17 protein-coding genes and 1 pseudogene are annotated in these 20,884 nt (G+C 70.2%); all 18 read left to right on the plus strand.

Features of this window, described 5'->3' with window-relative positions; translation table 11 throughout:
• Nucleotides 1-2: 2 nt before the first annotated feature.
• The 18 genes and pseudogenes from RKD23_RS16310 to glgB all read left to right on the plus strand — a co-directional run bounded on the left by RKD23_RS16310 (nucleotide 3) and on the right by glgB (nucleotide 20,884).
• On the plus strand, nucleotides 3-1,343 hold the full coding sequence (locus RKD23_RS16310) for a sugar phosphate nucleotidyltransferase (protein ID WP_424854322.1): 1,341 nt from the start codon (nucleotides 3-5) through the stop codon (nucleotides 1,341-1,343).
• A gap of 23 nt (nucleotides 1,344-1,366) precedes the next feature.
• Entirely contained in the window at nucleotides 1,367-2,068 is a 702-nt protein-coding gene (locus RKD23_RS16315) for an SDR family oxidoreductase (protein ID WP_399649323.1), read from the plus strand.
• Nucleotides 2,069-2,406: 338 nt separating this feature from the next.
• On the plus strand, nucleotides 2,407-3,621 hold the full coding sequence (locus RKD23_RS16320) for an IS701 family transposase (RefSeq protein WP_424854323.1): 1,215 nt from the start codon (nucleotides 2,407-2,409) through the stop codon (nucleotides 3,619-3,621).
• A 235-nt stretch (nucleotides 3,622-3,856) separates the two neighbouring features.
• A complete protein-coding gene (locus RKD23_RS16325; RefSeq protein ID WP_424854324.1) occupies nucleotides 3,857-5,311 on the plus strand; it encodes a maltokinase N-terminal cap-like domain-containing protein in 1,455 nt (484 codons plus the stop codon).
• Between the two features lie 101 nt (nucleotides 5,312-5,412).
• Nucleotides 5,413-6,114: an EthD domain-containing protein gene (locus RKD23_RS16330; RefSeq protein WP_404044041.1), complete on the plus strand. Its 702-nt coding sequence runs from the start codon at nucleotides 5,413-5,415 to the stop codon at nucleotides 6,112-6,114.
• 52 nt (nucleotides 6,115-6,166) lie between these two features.
• Nucleotides 6,167-7,003 carry a type 1 glutamine amidotransferase domain-containing protein gene (locus RKD23_RS16335; protein WP_404044043.1) on the plus strand — a complete coding sequence of 279 codons (837 nt, stop codon included), beginning with the start codon at nucleotides 6,167-6,169 and terminating at the stop codon, nucleotides 7,001-7,003.
• Between the two features lie 51 nt (nucleotides 7,004-7,054).
• On the plus strand, nucleotides 7,055-8,692 hold the full coding sequence (locus RKD23_RS16340; protein WP_404044044.1) for a thiamine pyrophosphate-binding protein: 1,638 nt from the start codon (nucleotides 7,055-7,057) through the stop codon (nucleotides 8,690-8,692).
• Nucleotides 8,693-8,695: 3 nt separating this feature from the next.
• Nucleotides 8,696-9,298, plus strand: coding sequence for a DJ-1/PfpI family protein (locus tag RKD23_RS16345; RefSeq protein WP_404044046.1), 603 nt, complete (start codon nucleotides 8,696-8,698; stop codon nucleotides 9,296-9,298).
• A gap of 3 nt (nucleotides 9,299-9,301) precedes the next feature.
• A complete protein-coding gene (locus RKD23_RS16350; RefSeq protein WP_424854325.1) occupies nucleotides 9,302-11,140 on the plus strand; it encodes an AGE family epimerase/isomerase in 1,839 nt (612 codons plus the stop codon).
• Complete coding sequence (locus RKD23_RS16355) at nucleotides 11,137-11,478, plus strand: STAS domain-containing protein (protein WP_404044050.1); 342 nt, start codon at nucleotides 11,137-11,139, stop codon at nucleotides 11,476-11,478. Before RKD23_RS16350 ends, RKD23_RS16355 begins: the two co-directional genes overlap by 4 nt.
• Nucleotides 11,475-12,287: pseudogene (locus RKD23_RS16360) on the plus strand (glycogen debranching enzyme); the annotation flags it as partial. The gene RKD23_RS16355 and the pseudogene RKD23_RS16360, both read left to right, overlap by 4 nt.
• 505 nt (nucleotides 12,288-12,792) lie before the next feature.
• Entirely contained in the window at nucleotides 12,793-13,596 is an 804-nt protein-coding gene (locus RKD23_RS16365) for a hypothetical protein (protein WP_424854326.1), read from the plus strand.
• 42 nt (nucleotides 13,597-13,638) lie between these two features.
• Nucleotides 13,639-13,950 (plus strand): anti-sigma factor antagonist, encoded by a 312-nt coding sequence (locus RKD23_RS16370; protein ID WP_424854327.1) that lies wholly within the window; start codon nucleotides 13,639-13,641, stop codon nucleotides 13,948-13,950.
• Nucleotides 13,951-13,966: 16 nt separating this feature from the next.
• Nucleotides 13,967-14,551: an ATP-binding protein gene (locus RKD23_RS16375; RefSeq protein WP_404044056.1), complete on the plus strand. Its 585-nt coding sequence runs from the start codon at nucleotides 13,967-13,969 to the stop codon at nucleotides 14,549-14,551.
• Nucleotides 14,552-14,562: 11 nt separating this feature from the next.
• Nucleotides 14,563-15,816: a PP2C family protein-serine/threonine phosphatase gene (locus tag RKD23_RS16380; protein ID WP_424854328.1), complete on the plus strand. Its 1,254-nt coding sequence runs from the start codon at nucleotides 14,563-14,565 to the stop codon at nucleotides 15,814-15,816.
• Nucleotides 15,817-15,832: 16 nt separating this feature from the next.
• On the plus strand, nucleotides 15,833-16,603 hold the full coding sequence (locus tag RKD23_RS16385) for a MinD/ParA family ATP-binding protein (RefSeq protein WP_404044060.1): 771 nt from the start codon (nucleotides 15,833-15,835) through the stop codon (nucleotides 16,601-16,603).
• A 58-nt stretch (nucleotides 16,604-16,661) separates the two neighbouring features.
• The gene (locus RKD23_RS16390; protein WP_424854329.1) at nucleotides 16,662-18,698 is read left to right on the plus strand and encodes an alpha-1,4-glucan--maltose-1-phosphate maltosyltransferase; all 2,037 of its coding nucleotides are present in this window, start codon (nucleotides 16,662-16,664) and stop codon (nucleotides 18,696-18,698) included.
• The gene (glgB, locus tag RKD23_RS16395) at nucleotides 18,695-20,884 is read left to right on the plus strand and encodes a 1,4-alpha-glucan branching protein GlgB (protein WP_424854330.1); all 2,190 of its coding nucleotides are present in this window, start codon (nucleotides 18,695-18,697) and stop codon (nucleotides 20,882-20,884) included. The genes RKD23_RS16390 and glgB overlap by 4 nt, the downstream gene beginning before the upstream one ends.

Genomic DNA, 20,884 nt, shown 5'->3' on the forward strand with positions numbered 1-20,884 from the left:
TGATGGGCACGCAGTCTGAAATCGTCGGCATCCTTCTCGCCGGCGGTCGCGGCGAACGGGCGAAACCGATCACTCTTGAGTCCGCCGACTACATCAGGAGCAAGGCTCTGATTCCGCTGGTCGGCCGACGGCTGGTCGAGTGGGTGCTGGAGTCCTGCCGGGAGCAGGGGATCCGCCGCTTCTACGTGGTGACCCACGGCCTGGAGAACCGCAACCAGATCAAGCTGCTGCTCGGGCACGGCGAACGCTACGGCGTCCGCATCACGTACTCGCGTTCCCGTTTCGACCGCTACAACGTCGGCTCCGCCGGCGCGACGCTCCACAATCTGGAGCAGTGGGACCTCCAGGGGAGGGCACTGGTCCTGCCGGTCGACTCGCTCTTCGACTTCGACCTCGCGTCCATGGCCCGCACCCACGAGGAACAGGGCGCCGTGGTGACGGTCGCCTCGGTCGCCCGCACCGCCGCCGACATCGCCCGCAAGTACGGAGTGATGCGCACCGACGAGTCCGGGCTGGTGCGCGGCTTCGTGGAGAAGCCGGCCGAGGGCGAGCTGCGCGAGCTGTTCCCGCAGACCGCACAGGACCCGGCGGCCACCTTGCCGACCAATGCCGGCATGTACCTCGTCGACTGTGCCCGCCTGCGGCTGCTGGCCCGTGAGCCCGAGCTGTTCCGGCGCTCCCACCAGCGCCTCGACGTGGGTGGCGATCTGCTCCCGCACCTGGTCGAGCAGGGGCACCCCGTGGCCACCCACACCATCGGCAGGCTCGGCGACATGGGCAACGTGCCCGACTACCTGGACACCGTACGGCTCGTGCTCAACGGCGCGTACGAGCAGATGAATCGTTTGACCGACCGCCCCGAGGACGGTTCCGGACGGCTGTGGATCCATGAGAGCAGCCTGCGGACCAAGGACGACGCCACCGGCACCACCCTCGCCCAGAAGATCGAGGAAGGCTCGGTGGTCATCGGCCCCGGCGTCCGGATCGGCGAGGACGTGGAGATCGGCCGGGGTGTGCGCCTGGAGCACGCGGACATCGGCGACGGAGCCGAGGTCCGCGAGGGCAGCACCGTGGTGCGCTCCACCGTCGGCGAGTCCGCGGTCGTCGGCCGCTACGCCGACATATCCGACAGCTACGTCGGCCCGATGGCGGAGGTGTGCTCCGAGCGCGCCCGGCCCATCCGGCTGGAGAGGTACTCGGCCATCGGCGACGGCGCCGTGCTCTGGCCGGGATCGCGACTCTGCGGGGTGACTGTGTACCCGCGGCTGAGGGTGCCCGCGCTGACGGGACTGCCCGCAAGGACCGAACTCAGGAGCGCCGAGGACATCCTGCGCTGGGTGTGAGGCGTCGACCAGGGAGGGGACCCATGCAGAACCCCATCGCCGTCGTGGGCGGGGCGGGCCGGCTCGGCACGCGCATCACCCGGCGGCTCACCGAACAGGGCCATCGCGTACGAGTGGTGAGCAGAAGGCCGCAGAGCGGCCGACTGCCACTCGGAGTGGAACTGCACCGGGCCGACGTCCGGTACGCCGACACGCTCGCTCCGGCGCTACGGGGATGCGCCGGAGTGGTGTTCACCGTCGAACCCGGCACGGCCGACTCGGGCCCCGACAGCCCCGAGACCACGATGTACGACGGTGTGCGCAATGTGCTCGCCGCGGCCACCGCACAGGGTGAACGCCCGCACTTCGTGCTGGTCAGCCAGATCTTCGTGACCCGGCGAGAACACCCGATGAACTCCTACGGCCGGCTGCTCGACTGGCGGCTGCGCGGCGAGGACGCCGTGCGCGCCAGCGGGCTGCCGTACACGGTGATACGCCCGAGCTGGCTGACCGACGACCCCTTCGCCGGCTGCGGCGTCCGTCTGGAACAGGACGACCGGGGCGACGGCTGGGTCTCCCGGGGCGCCGTGGCGGAGGCCTGTGTGCAGGCTCTGCGGGTGCCGGAGGCGGTGGGCAAGACGTTCGAGCTCTACAACGAGCCCGGCGACGCCCCGGCCGACTGGTCGCCGCTGTACCGCAGGCTCACCCCGGACCGGCTGCTGGCCTGGTCCGGCCGGGCCGGCTGAACCGCGCACCCCACGGTCACCGCCCGCCGGGAACCCCCCTCCCGCCGGGCCTCCTGAAGGATCCGGGGCCGGGACGAGCCGGCCACGCAGCGCTGCCGCGCCGCCGTCCCGCCCCGGGTCCCGTCGCCGCCGCCCGCACCGGGCCCGGTCCACGTCCCCCGCACAGGGGGACGCGCAACCGCGTGCCCGAAAACCCGACATCTGGACAGGCAATTCCACGCACCCGGAGTGAGCGACCGCTTTTCCGGGCCTGACGACCCACGGCCCAAAACCGGCCGGATGCCCTTGTTCCACTGCGGCGGCGAGCAAACAGCACCACTTGCAGAGAGGGCCCCATCATGTCCGTAGAACATCGGCAGAACTTGCCGGAGGGAATGCCGGAGGACGTATTCTCGGCCATCCTCTCCCGGGCTCTGGAGTCGATTCCGCGCAGCGATCAACGGCGTTGGGCAGAGCTTTATGTCCGGGGTCTGCTCACGGTCGATGGCAAAAAGACGATGCGCGCGCTCGCCAACGGTGCCGGAAACAGCGTGGAGCAAAGCCTCTACCAATTCATCACCAAGTCCACCTGGCAGTGCGGGCCGGTGCGGCGTGCGGTGGCGCAGCTGCTGAGCGAGCGGCTGACCCCGCGGGCCTGGGTGGTCCACCCGCTGGTCATCACGAAGATCGGTGAGCACTCGGTCGGCGTGGAGCGGCAGTGGGTCGCGCACATCGGCCGGATCGTCAACTGCCAGCAGGCGGCCGGGGTGTGGCTGGTGTCGGAGCAGGGCAGCTGCCCGGTGGACTGGCGGCTGGCGCTGCCGGAGTGCTGGACCGAGCACCCCGAGCGCCGCCGGCGCGCCTCGATCCCGTCGCATGTGGACTCCTCGCCGCCCGAGCAGTGCGGGATCGGCGCGGTCGACCGGATGGCCTCCGAGTGGAACCTGCCCGGCCGGCCGGTGGTGATGGACCTGCGCGACGGCGACCCGTACGCCGCGTGCGCCGAACTGAACGCCCGTCACATCCCCTTCGTCGTGCGGATCGACCCGGCCTCACGGTTCGCCCTCCTGGAGCCGCTGCAGCAGCCGGCGCTCGCCGACCGCGCACAGGCGACCGACGTGCTGACCGCCGCGCTCAGCCGCAACTGCATGCCCGTCGAGTGGTACGACCACGTCACGGACACCGTCCGGGCGACGTCGGTCGGCACCATGCGGGTGCGGTTACGGCGCCGCCGTGCGGTACCGGCCCAGCTCAACGAGCGGCAGGAGCTCGTCCTGCTCGGTGCCTGGACCTCGCGCAACCGGCGGGCGCCGGCCGAGTACTGGCTGTCCAACCTCTCGCGTACCCAGCTCGGCACGATCTATCGCACGGCGATGCTGGCGAGACGGGTCGAGCGGGATCTCTCCGAGGTGACCGACGGGCTCGGTGCGCGGGACTTCGAGGGGCGGTCGTTCCGGGGCTGGCATCACCACATGACGATGGTGAGCGTGGCTCATGCGGCTGCTGCGCTGGCCTCTGCGTCTGCGTCTGCCGCGCCTGCGGGTGTCCGTCCTGCTCGGGTGGGTGTGGCATGAGTGCGCCCACCGATTCGGGGGGTTCTGCCCGTTGGCGGCCTCCGGTTCGTCGTGGCTTGTCGCGCCCACGCGGCGATAGCCGCATATCGGACACAGCCCCGCGCCCCTTAGGGCATCACCTGCTGCTCGGTCGTAAGAGGGGCTGGCATCTCATCGACGGGCAGGGGTGCCTCAGCCCCGGTTTCAAGGACAAGGACGACTCCTCCGACGCTCCCTCCACCCGGGCAGGTGCCGTATGAACACGCCCCTGATCACCACCGATGCTCCGCGGCTCGCCGCGGAGTTGCGGGAGTTGCTGCCGGGCTGGCTGGCCGGGCGGCGCTGGTTCGCCGGGAAGGGCGAGAGCGCTCCGGTCGTCGAGCCGGTGCTGGCCGATCTGGTCCAGGCCGGTGACCCGGCGCTGCTGCAGCTGATCGTGCGGGCCGGGCAGCCCGGGCACGAGGAGTGGTACCAGTTGCTGGTCGGCGTCCGCGAGCAGGGGCCCGAACCGCCCGCGGAGGCCGTCATCGGACGGGCGAGCGGATCGGGGCTGCTCTTCTACGAGGCCACCGGTGACCCGGAGTTGATGTCCGGGCTGCTCGCGCATCTGGCCGCCGAGGACGCCGACGGGACCGTGGAGTGCCACCGGGTGGCCGACGCGGACATCCCGGCCGGGCTGACCCCGCATGTGATGACCGCCGAGCAGTCGAACACCTCCATCGCCTTCGGGGACAAGCTGATGCTGAAGGTGCTGCGGCGCCTGCAGCCCGGCCCGCACCCCGAGCTGGAGATGCTCACCGCGCTGCGGCGCGCGGGGGACGTGCCGAGCGCGCATCCGCTGGCGTGGATGCAGACCTCGGACGCGTTCGCGGCGGGCCGCACCACGCTGGCGATCCTCCAGCAGTTCGTGCCCTCGCAGGGCGACGGCTGGGCGCTGGCCACCCGGGAGGCGGCCGAGTGCATCACCGGCGAGTGCGCCTCGGTGGCCCCCTTCGGCGGGTTCGCCGAGGAGGCGCACGCGCTGGGCCGGGCGACCGCCCAGGTGCACACCGCCCTCGCCCAGCAGCTCGACAGCCGGCACCTGGCGGCCGACGAGATCGGCGCACTGGCCGCCGAGCTGACCCGCAGGCTCGACGAGGCCGTCGACGCGGTGCCTCAACTCGTGCCGTTCGCCAAGCAGTTGCGCGACATCCACCGCGATCTGCACGGCATCGCCGCCCGCGGCCACCCCCTCCTCGTGCAGCGCGTCCACGGCGACCTCCACCTCGGCCAGGTGCTGCGCGCCAAGGACGGCTGGGTGCTGATCGACTTCGAGGGCGAGCCGGGCCACCCGCTGGAGGAGCGCCGCCGCCTCCAGCCCGCCGTACGCGATGTGGCGGCGATGCTGCGCTCCTTCGACTACGCCGCCCACCACGCCCTCACCGAGGTGCTCGGCGCCCCGCCCGGGGCGCAGGCGCAGACGGGTCTCAAGGGCAGCAAGCTGGCCCGCCGCGCCTCGGCCTGGGCGGTGCACAACCGGCGGGCGTTCAGCGCCGGTTACGCACAGGCCGGCGGGGTGGACCCGCGCTGCGCGCCCGTGCTGCTGCGGGCCTTCGAGGCCGACAAGGCGGTGTACGAGGCGGTGTACGAGGCCCGTAACCGACCCGAATGGCTGGCGATCCCGCTGGCCGCGGTACGGCGTCTCGCCCAGGGCCGGCCCGAGGCCGTCTGAAAGCTCTTCAGGTCAGGAAGTCGTCCGAAGTTCATTGCCGGGCGCGTGTCGTATTGACACGCTTTTGCGAGTCCGGACCGGTGTGGAACAGGAGAAATTCAATGATCCACCAGTTCATTCTGGCGGCGCCCAAGCCGGGTATGACCGCGCAGGAATTCCAGGATTACTGGGTGAATGTGCACGCGGTGCAGTACGCATCGAAAATCCCGCAGATCCGGAAGTACATGGTCGACACCGTCGTCGACTTCGAGGGCAACCTCGGCACGCCGGCTCTGCCGCACCAGGGCATCGCGGAGATCTGGCTCAACCCCGAGGAGCAGGTCGCGTCGCTGCAGACCGACGAGTTCCTCAACGGCGCCCGCCTGGACGAGCCCAACTGGGCCGCGTTCTGGCTGACGATCGTGGTCGACACCAACGCCCACGAGATCGTCCCCGGCCCCGCGCTCGCCAAGGGCCAGGAGTGGGTCAAGCTGACGCTGCTGCAGAAGCGCCGCCCCGGCCTGGAGCTGGAGGCGTACCGCAAGCAGAGCCTCGGCGGCTACGCCGACGTGGTCAAGGAGACCCCGGGCCTGCGCCGCTATCTGCACGCCCACACCGTCGACGGTGCCTACACCTTCGGCGAGGCGTCCTTCGACTCGGTCGAGCAGCTGTGGTTCGACGACGTCGACGCGCTGCGGGAGGCCGTCGCCTCGCCGTACTTCACCGAGAAGGTCAAGGCGGCCCGGGACGAGATCGTCGACCCGAAGTACGTCTTCTCCCTCGCCGTCAAGGAGAACTGGATCATCGGCCCCGAGGCCCGCTGACGGCCCGCCGACGGTCCCCCGAACCACCCCACCACGAATCCAAGGAGCTGTCGTGGCCAGGAGGAATGCCAAGAAGATCCTCGTGATCCTGTCGGAGTACGGGTACTGGGGCGAGGAGCTCATCGGGCCCCTGTCCCACTTCGACCAGCGCGGTTACGAGGTCGTCTTCGCCACCCCGACCGGCAAGCGCGCGCACGCGCTGCCGCCGTCCATGGACCCCGAGTTCATCGACCCGCCGCTGGGCCGCTCGGTGACCTCCGAGAAGGTCGCCAAGATCACCAAGGAGATCGACGACTCGGACCGTCTCGACGACCCGATCGACATCTCCAGCTGGGTGCCCGAGCGCCCGTACACCTCCGACGACGACTACCTGCGCAAGCTGGAGGCGTACCACCGCGCGGTGGACGTCGTGGCGCAGGAGATCGAGGACTACGACGCGATCCTGATCGTCGGCGGCTCCGGCCCGATCGTCGACCTCGCCAACAACGAGCGCGTCCACCAGCTGATCCTCGCCTTCCTGCGGGCCGGCAAGCCGGTCGCCGCCGAGTGCTACGGCGTGACCTGCCTGGCGTTCGCCCGTGACTGGGAGGACCGCAAGTCGATCATCTGGGGCAAGCACGTCACGGGCCACTGCAAGGAGTACGACTACAAGGACGGCACCGGGTTCCTCGGTACCGACTTCCAGATGGGCCCGCCGCCGTACCCGCTGGAGTACATCCTGCGGGACGCCACCGGACCCGAGGGCCGTTACCACGGCAACTTCGGCAAGGAGACCTCGGTGATCGTGGACTTCCCGTTCATCACGGGCCGTTCCACTCCGGACTCGTATCTCACGGGCGAGAAGATCGTCGAGGTTCTCGAAGACGGGCTGACCCGCTTCGGCTGGTAATTCCAGAACTCGGCGCAGCACACAGCGCAGTCTCAGCGAGAGAAGGAAGACATGGCCAGGCAGGGCAATGCGGCGATCATCGAGCAATTCATCGCCGACGGAATCCCGTTCATGTTCGGCAATCCAGGAACGGTCGAGCAGGGTTTTCTGGACGCGCTGGAGAACTATGACGAACTCCAGTACATCCTGACGCTCCAGGAAACGGTCGCCGCCGGCATCGCGGACGGCTATGCCCGCGCCACGGGCCGCCCCGCCCTGCTCCAGCTGCACAGCGGTGTCGGTCTCGGCAACGCGATCGGCATGCTGTACCAGTCCAAGCGCGGCCACACCCCGCTCGTGGTGATCGCCGGCGAGTCCGGTGTGAAGTACGAGTCGATGGACGCGCAGATGGCGGCCGACCTGGTCGCCATGGCCCGCCCGGTGACCAAGTACGCGACCCGGGTCACCGACCCGAACTCCGTGCTGCGGACGCTGCGCCGGGCGTACAAGATGGCGATGACCGCGCCGCGCGGCCCGGTCTTCGTCGCGCTTCCGATGGACGTCCTCGACGCGGTCAACACCGAGCAGGTCGTGCCGAGCACGGTCCTGCGCACCGAGGCCCTTCCGGTGCCCTCGCTGGTGGAGCAGGCCGCGTCGCTGCTCGCCGGCGCCGAGAAGCCGCTCGTCCTGGTGGGCGACGGCGTCTCGGTGTCCGGCGGGCAGGCCGAACTGACCCGGGTGGCCGAGCAGTTGGGCGCCGACATCTGGGGCGTGGACTACTCCGAGGTCAACCTCGACGCCCGGCATCCGCTCTACCGCGGGCAGCTGGGCCACATGTTCGGCGAGGTCTCCACCTCGCACGTGAAGGACGCCGACGCGGTGCTGATCGTGGGCACCTATGTCTTCCCGGAGGTGTTCCCGAACCTGGGGAACCCGTTCCGTGAGGACGCGCGGATCGTCCACATCGATCTCGACGGCTACGAGATCGCCAAGAACCACCCGGTGAGCCTCGGCCTGGTCGCCGACCCCAGGGCCACCCTGGAGGCGCTCGCCGAGCAGCTGGAGACGAAGCTGTCCGCCGCCGACCGTTCGCGTGCGGCCGCGCGTCTCACCGAGCGGCGGGCGCAGCAGGCGCTGCTGCCGGCCGACGACGGCTCGCTGCTGAACACCTTCCTGCGCGAGCTGGCCGGTGCGGTGCCCGAGGACGTGATGGTCTTCGACGAGGCGCTGACCGCGGCGGGCCCGCTCAACGCCCATCTGCCCGGACGGCTGCCCGGCCACTGGTTCTCCACCCGCGGCGGCTCGCTCGGCGTCGGCATCCCGGGCGCGCTCGGCATCAAGCTGGCCCACCCGGACAAGACGGTGATCGGCTTCACCGGCGACGGCGGCTCGATGTACACCTTCCAGGCGCTGTACACGGCCGTCCGCCATGAGATCGGCGCCAAGTTCGTGATCTGCAACAACCGCAGCTACAAGCTGCTCGACCTGAACATCGAGCAGTACTGGCGGGAGCGGGGCGTCCAGCCGCACCAGTTCCCGACGCCGTTCGACCTGTCCCACCCCGATCTGCACTTCGCCGAGATCGCACGCGGCTTCGGCGTCGACGGGGTGCGGGTGGACACCAAGGACCAGGTGGCGGACGCGGTGAAGCGGATGCTCGCCGACGACCGCCCGTTCCTGGTCGACCTGCGCACCACCGAGGGAGCCTGAGCCATGGCCGGACCCATCCCGTCCCGCGACGGAGTGCTCTCCGGTCGCCGGATCGCGATCCTGACCGAGAGCGACTTCTACGAGCCCGAGATCGCCTACTACCAGCGCCGGTTCGCCGAGGAGGGCGCCCGCGTCGACCTGATCACCCGGCTGTGGGGGAACAAGTCGATCACCTTCTCGGGCCATGAGTACCGGGCGCCGCTGGTCGTCGACAAGAGCCTGGAGGACATCGACGACCGGGCGCTGCTCGAGTACAGCGCGCTGATCGTGCCCTCCGGCATGGTCGCCGACCGGCTGCGCTACACCGAGGACATCGAGAAGCTGCCGCCCGCGACGGACCTGCTGCGCCGGGCGTTCGCCCGGTCCGGGGTCGTCAAGGGGATCATCTGCCACGGCATGTGGCTGGCCGCCTCGATCCCCTACGTGGTGCGCGGCCGCAAGGTCGTCTGCCACAACAACCTCATCGGCGACGTGCGCAACATGGGCGCCAACTACGTGGACCAGGACGTCGTCGTGGACGGCGATCTGGTGACCGGACGTACCGGCGACCACTGCCATCTCTTCGCCAGGACCATCATCGACGAACTCGTGCTGCGAGGTGCGTGAGACATGACCAGCAACCCCGGCACCGTGAACTTCACCTTCTCCGACACCATCGCCGGCCGCGTCACCGCGTTCGACCGCGACGCCGCGGTGGTGACCGTCGCCACGGCCGACGGCCGGAGCTTCGACGTCTCCCTGGACGGCGCCCCCAGCGCGGAGCTGCTGCACAACCTGGGAGAGCCCTACCAGGACGCCTCGGGTCACATCTACGACCTGCTGACCCCGGGCCGTTTCCTCCAGGCGTACGGCATCTTCTACCCGCAGGGCGGAGGACTGCGGTTCGAGGCCAAGCGTCTGGTGTTCGTCGGCCGTGACACGGACGACTACCGCTACGAGGAGCCCGGCTGGTGGGTGCGGCAGATCCGCGAGATCGCCGCGTTCTACCGCAAGGCCCAGTTCGGCGACGGCCCGGTCGACTTCAAGAACTACCGCACGGAGATCCGGCTCAGCGGCGACAAGACCGCCAGCCACATCCAGGAGACCGACACGATCTCCCGGCTGGTGTACGGCATGGCGTCGGCGTTCCTGCTGACCGGTGACGACCAGTACCTGGAGGTCGCCGAGCGCGGCACCGAGTACCTGCGCGAGCACATGCGGTTCGTGGACCAGGACGAGAACGTCGTGTACTGGTACCACGGCCTGAAGGTCGACGGCGACACCGAGACCAAGCTGTTCACCTCGGAGTTCTCCGACGACTACGACGCGCTGCCCGCCTACGAGCAGATCTACGCGCTGGCCGGCCCGATCCAGACCTACCGGGTCACCGGCGACCCGCGGATCAAGTCCGACGCGGACGCCACGATCCGCCTGTTCGACCGGTTCTACCTGGACCCCGAGCACGGCGGGTACTTCAGCCACATCGACCCGATCCTGCTCAGCCCCGAGCACGAGTCGCTGGGCCCGAACCGCTCGCGCAAGAACTGGAACTCCGTCGGCGACCACGCCCCGGCGTACCTGATCAACCTGTACCTGGCGACCGGCGAGAAGTCCTACGCCGACATGCTGGAGTACACCTTCGACACCATCACGCAGCGCTTCCCGGACCTGGAGCACAGCCCGTTCGTCCAGGAGCGCTTCCACAAGGACTGGTCGGCGGACACCGAGCACGGCTGGCAGCAGAACCGCGCGGTCGTCGGCCACAACCTGAAGATCGCCTGGAACCTGATGCGCATGCACTCGCTGCGCCCCAAGGACGAATACCTCAAGCTCGCCACGAGCCTGGGCGAGACCATGCCGCCCATCGGCAGCGACCGGCAGCGCGGCGGCTGGTACGACGTCGTCGAGCGGGTCCTGGCCGACGGTGAGGAAAGGTTCCGCTTCGCCTGGCACGACCGCAAGGCCTGGTGGCAGCAGGAGCAGGCGATCCTCGCCTACCTCATCCTGCACGGCCTCACCGGCCGGGAGGACTTCCGCTCCGAGGCCCGTGACGCGGAGTCCTTCTACAACGCGTTCTTCCTCGACCACGACGAGGGCGCCGTCTACTTCAACACCCTGGCCAACGGCCTGCCGTACCTGCTCGGGGTGGAGCGGCTCAAGGGCAGCCACTCGATGTCGATGTACCACTCGGCCGAGCTGTGCTACCTCGCCGCGGTGTACAACAACCTGCTCATCAACGGCAACGCGATGGACTTCTGGTTCAAGCCGGACCCGTCCGACCTGCCCGAGCGCACCCTGCGCGTCTCCCCCGACCTGCTGCCGGCCGGCTCGGTGCGCATCGAGAGCGTGGAGATCGACGGCGAGGAGCACACCGACTTCGACGCCGGCGCGCTGACCGTGCGGCTGCCCGAGACCTCGGGGCGCGTCAAGGTCAAGGTCCGGCTCTCGCCCACGGAGGTGTCCGGATGACCGTCAAGCTCACGTCCCGCATGGAGGGCTCGGCCTGTGTGGTCGCCCTGGAGGGGGAGATCAACTCCACCACCTCCGGCGGGCTCCAGGCCCAGCTGCTGCCCTTCATCGGGCACAGCTCCAGCGTCCTGATCGACCTGACCGGGATCAGCTACATCTCCAGCGCCGGGCTGCGCACGCTGCTCATCGTGCACCGCCGCGCCCAGCAGCTGGAGGCCCGCGTCACGCTGGTCGGGCTGTCCGAGGAGGTCAGGTTCGTGATGTCCGCGACCGGCTTCCTGGACTTCTTCGACATAGCCGAGGACCTCGGCTCCGCACTGGAGAACGCGGGCCGATGACCGTCCAGGACGTACGAGAGCGCGTCGACGGTTATCCGACGCGCCAGATCTCCGGTTACCGGGTGCGCGCGGGACGTCCGTTCCCGTACGGCGCGCACCCGGTCCCGGGTGGGGTCACCTTCTCCGTGTACTCCGACCGCGCCACCTCGATGAGCCTGGTGCTCTTCGAGCGTGGCGCCAAGGAGCCGCTGGTGGAGCTGCCCTTCCCGCCCGAGTTCCGTATCGGCAGCGTGTACGCCATGACGGTGTTCGACCTGGACACCGAGAACCTCGAGTACGGCTTCCGCGCCGACGGTCCCTTCGACCCCGGCGCCGGCGACCGCTTCGACCCGACGAAGGTGCTCAGCGACCCCTACGCCCGGTCGGTCTCCGGCCGGGACGTGTGGGGCGCCGAGCCCGACTGGTCGAACGTCTACCAGTACCGGGCGACCATCCCCGACGACGACTTCGACTGGGGCGACGACACCCCGCTGGGCATCCCCAGCGAGGACCTCGTCGTCTACGAGACGCATGTGCGCGGCTTCACCCGGCACCCGTCCTCGAAGGTGGCCGCGCCGGGCACCTACGCGGGCCTGCGGGAGAAGATCCCCTACCTGCGCGAACTCGGCGTGAACTGCGTGGAGCTGCTGCCCGTCTTCGAGTTCGACGAGCTGGACAACACGCGCAGCAACCCGGCCACCGGTGAGCGCCTGTACAACTACTGGGGCTACAACACCGTCTCCTTCTTCGCGCCCAAGGCCGGATACGCCGCCACGGGACGCTTCGGCATGCAGGCCGACGAGTTCAAGTCGCTCGTCAAGGAGCTGCACAAGGCCGGCATCGAGATCATCCTCGACGTGGTGTTCAACCACACCGCGGAGGGCAACGAGCAGGGCCCCACGATCTCCTTCCGCGGCCTGGACAACTCCACGTACTACATGCTCACGCCGGAGGGGTACTACTACAACTTCTCCGGCACCGGCAACACGGTCAACTGCAACCACCCCGTGGTGCGCGACTTCGTGCTGTCCTGCCTGCGCTACTGGGTGTCCGAGTACCACATCGACGGCTTCCGCTTCGACCTCGCCTCGATCCTGGACCGGGCCCCCCGACGGCACTCCGCTGCCCAACCCGCCCCTGCTCGAGCAGCTCGCCGCCGACCCGATCCTCAGGCACACCAAGCTGATCGCCGAGGCGTGGGACGCGGCCGGCCTCTACCAGGTCGGCAACTTCCCCAACTACGGCCGCTGGTCGGAGTGGAACGGCAAGTACCGCGACACGGTCCGCAAGTTCGTCAAGGGCGAGCCCGGACTGGTCGGCGAACTCGCGACCCGGATGGCCGGCTCCCCCGACCTCTACCAGGGCCGCACCTCCTCGGCGTCCGTCAACTTCATCACCGCCCACGACGGCTTCACGCTGTACGACCTGGTGTCGTACAACGACAAGCACAACGAGGCCAACGGCGAGGGCAACGGCGACGGCGCCAACGACAACAACAGCTGGAACTGCGGCGAGGAGGGCCCCACCGCCTCCGAGCACGTGCGCGCGCTGCGCATGAAGCAGATGAAGAACCTGATGGCGATCCTGCTCACCAGCCAGGGTGTGCCCATGTTCGTAGCCGGCGACGAGGTCGGCCGCACCCAGCTGGGCAACAACAACACCTACTGCCAGGACAACGAACTGTCCTGGTTCGACTGGGGCCTGGTCGACTCCAACGCCGAACTCCTGGAGTTCACCAAGTCGTTGATCGCCTTCCGGCACGCCCATCCGGTGCTGCGCAACTCGATGCACCCGATCGGCGCCGACCAGGTCGGCAGCGGCTACCCCGACATCAGCTGGCACGGTGTGCGCGCCTGGGCGCCGGACTGGTCCAGCCACTGCCGGGTGCTGGCGCTGATGCGGTGCGGCAAGCATGCCAAGGGCGGCACCGTCGCCGACGACCACGTCTACATCGCCATCAACTCCCACTGGGAGGGCCACGACCTGGAGCTCCCCCGGCTGCCCGAGGGCCTGAAGTGGCGGCTGTTCGCGGACACCTCCGCGGCCGGCGCCCACCCGCTGGGCCAGGAGCCGCCGCTGGAGCAGCCCGACAGCTACCACCTCGGCGCGCACTCCGTGGTGGTCCTCGTCGGCCGCTGACCGCCCCACCCCCGCACCATCCCCCGCGAAGGAGATTCCACCGTGTCTTTCGAAGTGAAGCTCAGGGTCAACGAGCGTGTCGCCACCATCGAGCTGAGCGGTGAGCTCGACGCGGCGACCGCGGGACAGTTCCACGACACCGTCGACGAGGCCGCCTCCGCGGGCGCCGTCGAGCTGGTCATCCGCGCCGAGAAGCTCTCCTACCTGTCCAGCGCCGGACTGCGCTCGCTGGTCTTCGCCCGCCAGAAGATGGGCGACGACGTGCGCATCGCCGTTGTCGGAGCGCCGGAGCCCGTGGCCCGGACCATCCGGCTGGCCGGGTTCGACCACAGCATCGACCTCGTCGACGTGTGAGGGGGCGGGCAGGCCGATGGCGATCGACCACGGTGCGCCGTCCGCCGCCGGAGTCCCCGCCCAGGTGGCCCGCGGCGGCGGCCTCCCCTTGGGTGTCGTCCGCCGCGCCACCGCGGAGCACGCGGTGAGCGCGGGACGCATCAAGGTGCGCGCCGCTCTGGAGGAACTCGACCGCGTCGCGGCCTTCGTCCTGGACGTCGGCCGCCGCGCCGGACTGAACGAGAGCGCGCTGTACCGGCTGCGGCTGGCCGCGGACGAGCTGGCGACCAACATCGTCATGCACGGATACCGCGGCCGGTCCGGTGAGATCGCCGTGGAGGCCGCCATCGAGCCCGAGCGGCTCTGGGTCCGCTTCCAGGACGACGCCCCGGCCTTCGACCCGCACCAGGGCATGCGCGCGCCCGAGCTGGACGCGCCGCTGTCCGAGCGCCGGATCGGCGGCCTGGGCGTGTATCTCGCCGTCACGGCGGTGGACGAGTACCGGTACGAACTCGTGGCCGGACGCAACGTGAGCACGCTGGTCATGCTGCTCCCCGGCCGGGGCGGAAGCACACGTCCGCCCCGGACCCGGGGCGGCGACGACGAGCCGACAGCGGAGTAGACGAGGCGGAGATGGTGCAGACGAAGGTGCTGGTTCTGGACGAGCATCGCAGCGTGCCTCCGGACCTGCACGACGCCCTGAAGCGTGTGGGCGCCGAGGTGCACGTGCACAGCCCCGGCGAGGTGCTTGCGACCTCGCCGGGGCGGCTGCCCGAGGTGACGGTGGTCCTGGCCCATGCGCAGCTGACCCCGCACACCGTGCGGGCGGTGGCGCGCAGACTGGACGACGAGGGACTCCAGCCGGCCGTGGTGGCCTACGCCGAGCAGGATCATCTGCATCTGCTGGACAGCCACGTCGGCGCCGGCGCGGACTACCTCGTGCCGCCGTTCCACACCCACCTGGTGCGGGCGCGGCTACGGGACTGCCATGAGAAGGCGCAGTTCAGCCGGACGATGGAGGACGTGGCCGCGCACGCGGAACTGCTGTCCTACGAGCGGGAGCTGGAGATCGGCCGGGAGATCCAGCTGGGTTTCCTGCCCGACGACCTGCCCAGCCCCGACGACTGGGAGATCCATGTGCGCTTCCGTCCCGCGCGGACGGTGGCCGGGGACTTCTACGACGTCTTCGAGATCGTCAACCGGCGGCGGCTCGCGCTGATCGTGGCGGACGTGTGCGACAAGGGCGTGGGCGCGGCGCTGTTCATGGCGCTGATCCGCTCGCTGCTGCGGCACACCGCCGAGCAGAGCGGGCTGCAGTCCCTGATCGCCGCCGAGCTGATGGGTGAGGAGACCACCTGGGCCGAGCACAGCCGGGCCATCCCGGTGGTGGGGGCGACGCCGCTGCTGAACGCGGTGGTGGGCACCAACAACTACCTCACCCGCAACCACATCCGGCAGGGCTACTTCGCCACCATGTTCTTCGGCGTCCTCGACCCGGCCACCGGCAACCTCGTCTACATCAACGGCGGCCACAACCCGCCGGTGCTGCTGAGCGCGAGCGGCGCCGAGCCGGTGCTGCTGCAGCCGACGGGGCCGGCGGTCGGGGTCATCCCGGACGTCGACTTCTCCCTCGGCTACGCCCGCATCAGCCCCGGCGACACGCTGTTCATCTACACCGACGGGGTCACCGAGGCCCGGTCGGCGTCGGGGCTGTTCTTCGGCGAGGACGAGATGATCCGGCAGCTGACCGCGGCGAAGGTGTGCGGGGAGGGGCTGCTGGACCACATGGACGGGGCGCTCAGCGAGTTCGTCGGGTCCGCGGAGCAGTCCGACGACATCACCATGATGGCCGTCCACTGGCGCCCGCCCGGGCCGCAGAGCAACTGATCAGTCGGGGGTAGACGTGTCGCAGATCATCACCGTGCATTCCTATCGGGGAGGCACCGGCAAGTCGAGCACGGCCGCCAATCTGGCGCTGCTGCTGGCCGCCTCCGGCCGCCGGGTGGCGCTGGTGGACACGGACATCCACACGCCCGCGCTGGACGTGATCTTCGACGGCTCGGTGGAGCAGGTACGGCGTCGCTCGCTCACCGACTATCTGATCGGCCGGTGCGAGATCGAGGACGCGGTGTACCCGGCGGACGGCGACTGGGGCCACGACGGGTTCTTCCTCATCCCGGCGCGCAGCCGGTCCACCGCGGCCGCCGAGATCATGGGCCGCGGCTACGACGTGGGCCTGCTGCGCGAGGGCTTCGACCGGCTCATCGACTCCCTCGCCCTCGACGTGCTGCTCCTCGACACCCACGCCGGGTTCAACAACGAGACCGTGACCGCGATGGCCTGCTCCGACGACCTGGTCGTGGTCACCCGTGCCGACCGCCTCGATCTGGCCGGCGCCCGCGAGACGGTCGCCCTCGCCGAACGCCTCGGCGGGGTCGGCCTGACCGTGGCGGTCAACATGGCTCCCGACGGCCAGGTCCACGACCGTCTGCACGCCGAGGTGGAGAAGGCCTACGACACCAGGGTCTCCGCCGTTCTGCCCTACGCGCCCGAGATGGCCACCCTGGCCGGCGAACGCGTCTTCTCCACGGCCTACCCCCACCACCCCCTCGTCGCCGGCTACCGCCGCATCATCGCCGAGGTCAGCAACGGAACGACGGGGCTCCGCCGGTGAGCCGGCCTGAAGCCCGGCCCTCCCTTTCAGCGACAGCACCCCCCGTGCGAGGAGGCACATGATGCAGGAGAAGCGCGCCGCACGGCGGTTCGCGCCCAGTGTGGGGCGTATTCCCGTGCTGGACGTCCGGCCCTCGGTGGACGGGGGACGGCGGCCCGCACGCGCCGTGCCGGGTGAGGTGTTCGAGGTGTCGGCGACCGTGTTCCGGGAGGGGCACGACGCCGTCGCCGCGAACGTGGTGCTCACCGCGCCCGACGGCACCGAGGGCGAGTGGACGCCGATGCGGCTGCTCGCACCCGGCACCGACCGGTACGCCGCCTCCGTGAGCGCCGACCGCGAGGGCGACTGGTCCTTCCGCGTGGAGGCATGGTCGGACCCGGTCGCCACCTGGCGGCACACCGCCGACATCAAGGTCCCGGCGGGCATCGACGTACCCCTCGTACTGGAAGAAGGGGCGCAGCTCCTGGAGCGGGCCGCCGACGCGTTCGCCAAGCGTGAGGGCGCCCCGCTGATCGCCGCCGTGCGCCGGCTGCGCGACACCGACAAGGCGCCGGAGGAACGGCTCGCCGCCGCGTCCGACCCGGTCGTGCTCGCGCTGCTGTGCGCGCGCCCGCTGCGCGAGCTGGTCACCCGCTCCGAGGAGCTGCCGCTGCGGGTGGACCGCGAACGCGCCCTGTACGGCGCCTGGTACGAGCTGTTCCCGCGCTCCGAGGGCGCCGTCGTGGCCGGTGCCCCGCAGGCCGACGGGCTGCTCCAGCCGCCGCGCTCGGGCACCCTGCGCACCGCGGCCAAGCGCCTGGAGTCGGTGGCCGGCATGGGCTTCGACGTGGTGTACCTGCCGCCGGTGCACCCGATCGGCACGACGTACCGCAAGGGCGCCGGCAACACGCTCGTGGCGGGTCCCCACGACCCGGGCTCGCCCTGGGCGATCGGCTCGCCGGCCGGCGGCCACGACGCGATCCACCCCGACCTCGGCACGCTCGAGGACTTCGACCACTTCGTGGCCCGGGCCACCGAGCTGGGCCTGGAGGTCGCCCTGGACTTCGCGCTCCAGTGCTCCCCCGACCACCCGTGGGTCACCGAGCACCCGGAGTGGTTCCGGCACCGCCCCGACGGCACGATCGCGTACGCGGAGAACCCGCCGAAGAAGTACCAGGACATCTACCCGATCGACTTCGACACCGACCCCGACGGCCTGCACGAGGAGTGCCTGCGCGTCCTGCGCCACTGGATGGCCCACGGGGTGCGGATCTTCCGCGTGGACAACCCGCACACCAAGCCGGTCGCCTTCTGGGAGCGGCTGATCGCGGCCGTCCACGACACCGACCCCGATGTGCTGTTCCTCGCCGAGGCGTTCACCCGCCCGGCGATGCTGCACACCCTGGCCCGGGTCGGCTTCCACCAGTCGTACACGTATTTCACCTGGCGCAACTCCAAGGACGAGGTGGAGTCCTACCTCTCGGAGCTGGCCGGTCTCGGCGGCGAGGAGTCGGCGGCCTTCCTGCGGCCCAACCTGTTCGTGAACACCCCCGACATCCTGCACGCCTACCTGCAGTACGGCGGCCGTCCCGCGTTCGCCGTGCGGGCGGTGCTCGCGGCGATGGCGGGGGCCAGCTGGGGCATGTACGCGGGCTACGAGCTGTTCGAGAACGTGCCGGCCGGGCCCGGCAGCGAGGAGTACCTGGACTCGGAGAAGTACCAGTACCGGCCGCGCGACTGGGAGGGCCGCGAGGCGTCCGGCGACTCGCTCGCCCCGCTGGTGCGCACCCTGAACGAGCTGCGGCGCTGCCACCCGGCCCTGCACCAGCTGCGCAATCTGCGCTTCCACCGCACCGACAACGACGCGGTGATCTGCTTCTCCAAGCGGGACGACACCGACTGGGTGCTGGTCGTGCTCACCCTCGACCCGCACACCGCGCGCGAGGCGACCGTCTTCCTCGACCTGCCCGCGCTCGGCCTGGACCGCTCCGACAGCTTCGAGGTGTACGACGAGCTGTCCGGTCAGACGTACACGTGGGGCCGCGACAACTACGTACGCCTGGACCCGCACCGCCAAGTGGCCCACATATTCACGGACGGGAACCCGCAGACGTGACCACCGCATCGCACTCACCGGCCCTGCCCGCCACCGACATCAAGCGGCTCGTCACCGGCGAGATCAGCGACCCGCACGCCCTGCTCGGGCCCCATCCGGGCCCGGACGGGGTGACGGTGCGGGTACTGCGGCCGCTCGCCGACGCCGTCCGCATCACCGACCCCGGCGGGGGTCTGCTGCTGGAGCTGGAGCACGAGTCCGACGGGGTGTTCGCCGGCCGGCTGCCCGGTTCGGCCATCCCCGACTACCGGATCACCGCCGTCTACGGCGGCGGCAACGAAGTGCACCGCTACGACGACCCCTACCGCTTCCTGCCCACGCTCGGCGACCTCGACCTGCATCTGATCCGCGAGGGCCGGCACGAGGAGCTGTGGCGGGTGCTCGGCGCCAACGTCCGCACCCACGAGTCGGGTTGGGGACCGGTCACCGGCACCGCGTTCGCGGTGTGGGCGCCCAACGCGCGCGCGGTGCGGGTGGTCGGCGACTTCAACTACTGGGACGGCCGGGCCCATCCGATGCGCTCGCTCGGCATCAGCGGCGTCTGGGAGCTGTTCGTGCCGGACGTCGGCGACGGCTGCCACTACAAGTACGAGATCCTCACCCCCGACGGCCGCTGGATCCAGAAGGCCGACCCGCTCGCCACCCGCGCCGAGCCGGCCCCCGGCACCGCGTCGATCGTGCACACCTCCCGCCACCGCTGGGGCGACAGCACCTGGATGGCCCGCCGCGCCTCCTTCTCCGCGCACCGCGAGCCGATGAGCGTGTACGAGATGCACCTGGGCTCCTGGCGGCCCGGCCTCACCTTCCGTGACCTGGCCCGTGAACTCCCGGCGTACGTCAAGGCGCTGGGGTTCACCCATGTGGAGTTCCTGCCGGTCGCCGAGCACCCCTTCGGCGGCTCCTGGGGCTACCAGGTCACCTCCTACTACGCGCCGTCCGCCAAGCTGGGCGGCCCGGACGACTTCCGGTTCCTGGTCGACGCGCTGCACCAGGCCGGCATCGGGGTGATCGTCGACTGGGTGCCGGCGCACTTCCCGCGCGACGAGTGGGCCCTGGCCCGCTTCGACGGCACCCCGCTGTACGAGCATCCCGACCCGCGGCGCGGCGAGCACCCCGACTGGGGCACGCTCGTCTTCGACTACGGCCGAGGCGAGGTGCGCAACTTCCTGGTGGCCAACGCCCTGTACTGGATCGAGGAGTTCCATGTCGACGGGCTGCGGGTCGACGCGGTCGCCTCGATGCTCTATCTCGACTACTCGCGCGGCGAGGGGCAGTGGCTGCCCAACGTCTACGGCGGGCGCGAGCACCTGGAGGCGGTGGAGTTCCTCCAGGAGGTCAACGCGACCGTGCCGCGCCGGAATCCGGGCGCCCTGACCATCGCCGAGGAGTCCACGTCCTGGGAGGGCGTGACCCGGATGACCGACCACGGCGGGCTCGGCTTCTGCCTGAAGTGGAACATGGGCTGGATGCACGACTCGCTGGACTACATGGCCAAGGACCCGGTGTACCGGCAGTACCACCATCACGCCATGACCTTCGCGATGGTCTACGCGTACTCGGAGAACTTCGTGCTGCCGATCTCCCACGACGAGGTCGTGCACGGCAAGGGTTCGCTGCTGACGAAGATGCCGGGCGACCGCTGGCAGCAGCTGGCCAACCTGCGCGCGTTCCTCGCCTTCATGTGGGCCTTCCCGGGCAAGCAACTGCTGTTCATGGGGCAGGAGTTCGCGCAGGACACCGAGTGGTCGCACGACCGCGGCCCGGACTGGTCGCTGCTCCAGCACGCCCCGCACGCCGGGGTGCGCGACCTGGTGCGCGACCTCAACGGCGGTTACCTCGCCCAGCCCGCGCTGTGGCGCCATGACACCAGCCCCGAGGGCTTCTCCTGGATCGACGCCGACGCGGCGCAGGACAACGTCTACTCCTTCGCCCGCCACGGCGACGACGGCGAACTCCTCGTCTGCGTCTACAACTTCCAGCCCACCCCCCGTCCCGGCTTCCGCATCGCGCTCCCCCGGGCCGGCGAGTGGACCGAGGCCCTCAACACCGACGCCCCGGCCTACGGCGGCAGCGGTGTGCTCAACCCGGGCACCGTGCACGCCGAGGAGACCCCCCACCAGGGCTTCCCGGCCAGCGCCGTCATCACCCTGCCGCCCCTGGGAGCGGTCTGGCTGCGGCCCCTCTGA

This window comes from Streptomyces sp. SAI-170, from assembly GCF_049739565.1.
Taxonomy (GTDB): Bacteria; Actinomycetota; Actinomycetes; order Streptomycetales; family Streptomycetaceae; genus Streptomyces.

Excerpts from the sequence above, each read along its gene's own strand:
- RKD23_RS16375 (WP_404044056.1), top strand. The coding sequence starts at position 13,967 with ATGGCGATCGACCACGGTGCGCCGTCCGCCGCCGGAGTCCCCGCCCAG.
- RKD23_RS16310 (WP_424854322.1), top strand. The coding sequence starts at position 3 with ATGGGCACGCAGTCTGAAATCGTCGGCATCCTTCTCGCCGGCGGTCGC.
- RKD23_RS16315 (WP_399649323.1), top strand. The coding sequence starts at position 1,367 with ATGCAGAACCCCATCGCCGTCGTGGGCGGGGCGGGCCGGCTCGGCACG.
- RKD23_RS16355 (WP_404044050.1), top strand. The coding sequence starts at position 11,137 with ATGACCGTCAAGCTCACGTCCCGCATGGAGGGCTCGGCCTGTGTGGTC.
- RKD23_RS16365 (WP_424854326.1), top strand. The coding sequence starts at position 12,793 with ATGGCCGGCTCCCCCGACCTCTACCAGGGCCGCACCTCCTCGGCGTCC.
- RKD23_RS16380 (WP_424854328.1), top strand. The coding sequence starts at position 14,563 with ATGGTGCAGACGAAGGTGCTGGTTCTGGACGAGCATCGCAGCGTGCCT.
- RKD23_RS16350 (WP_424854325.1), top strand. The coding sequence starts at position 9,302 with ATGACCAGCAACCCCGGCACCGTGAACTTCACCTTCTCCGACACCATC.
- RKD23_RS16330 (WP_404044041.1), top strand. The coding sequence starts at position 5,413 with ATGATCCACCAGTTCATTCTGGCGGCGCCCAAGCCGGGTATGACCGCG.
- RKD23_RS16320 (WP_424854323.1), top strand. The coding sequence starts at position 2,407 with ATGTCCGTAGAACATCGGCAGAACTTGCCGGAGGGAATGCCGGAGGAC.
- RKD23_RS16340 (WP_404044044.1), top strand. The coding sequence starts at position 7,055 with ATGGCCAGGCAGGGCAATGCGGCGATCATCGAGCAATTCATCGCCGAC.
- RKD23_RS16325 (WP_424854324.1), top strand. The coding sequence starts at position 3,857 with ATGAACACGCCCCTGATCACCACCGATGCTCCGCGGCTCGCCGCGGAG.
- RKD23_RS16345 (WP_404044046.1), top strand. The coding sequence starts at position 8,696 with ATGGCCGGACCCATCCCGTCCCGCGACGGAGTGCTCTCCGGTCGCCGG.
- RKD23_RS16390 (WP_424854329.1), top strand. The coding sequence starts at position 16,662 with ATGATGCAGGAGAAGCGCGCCGCACGGCGGTTCGCGCCCAGTGTGGGG.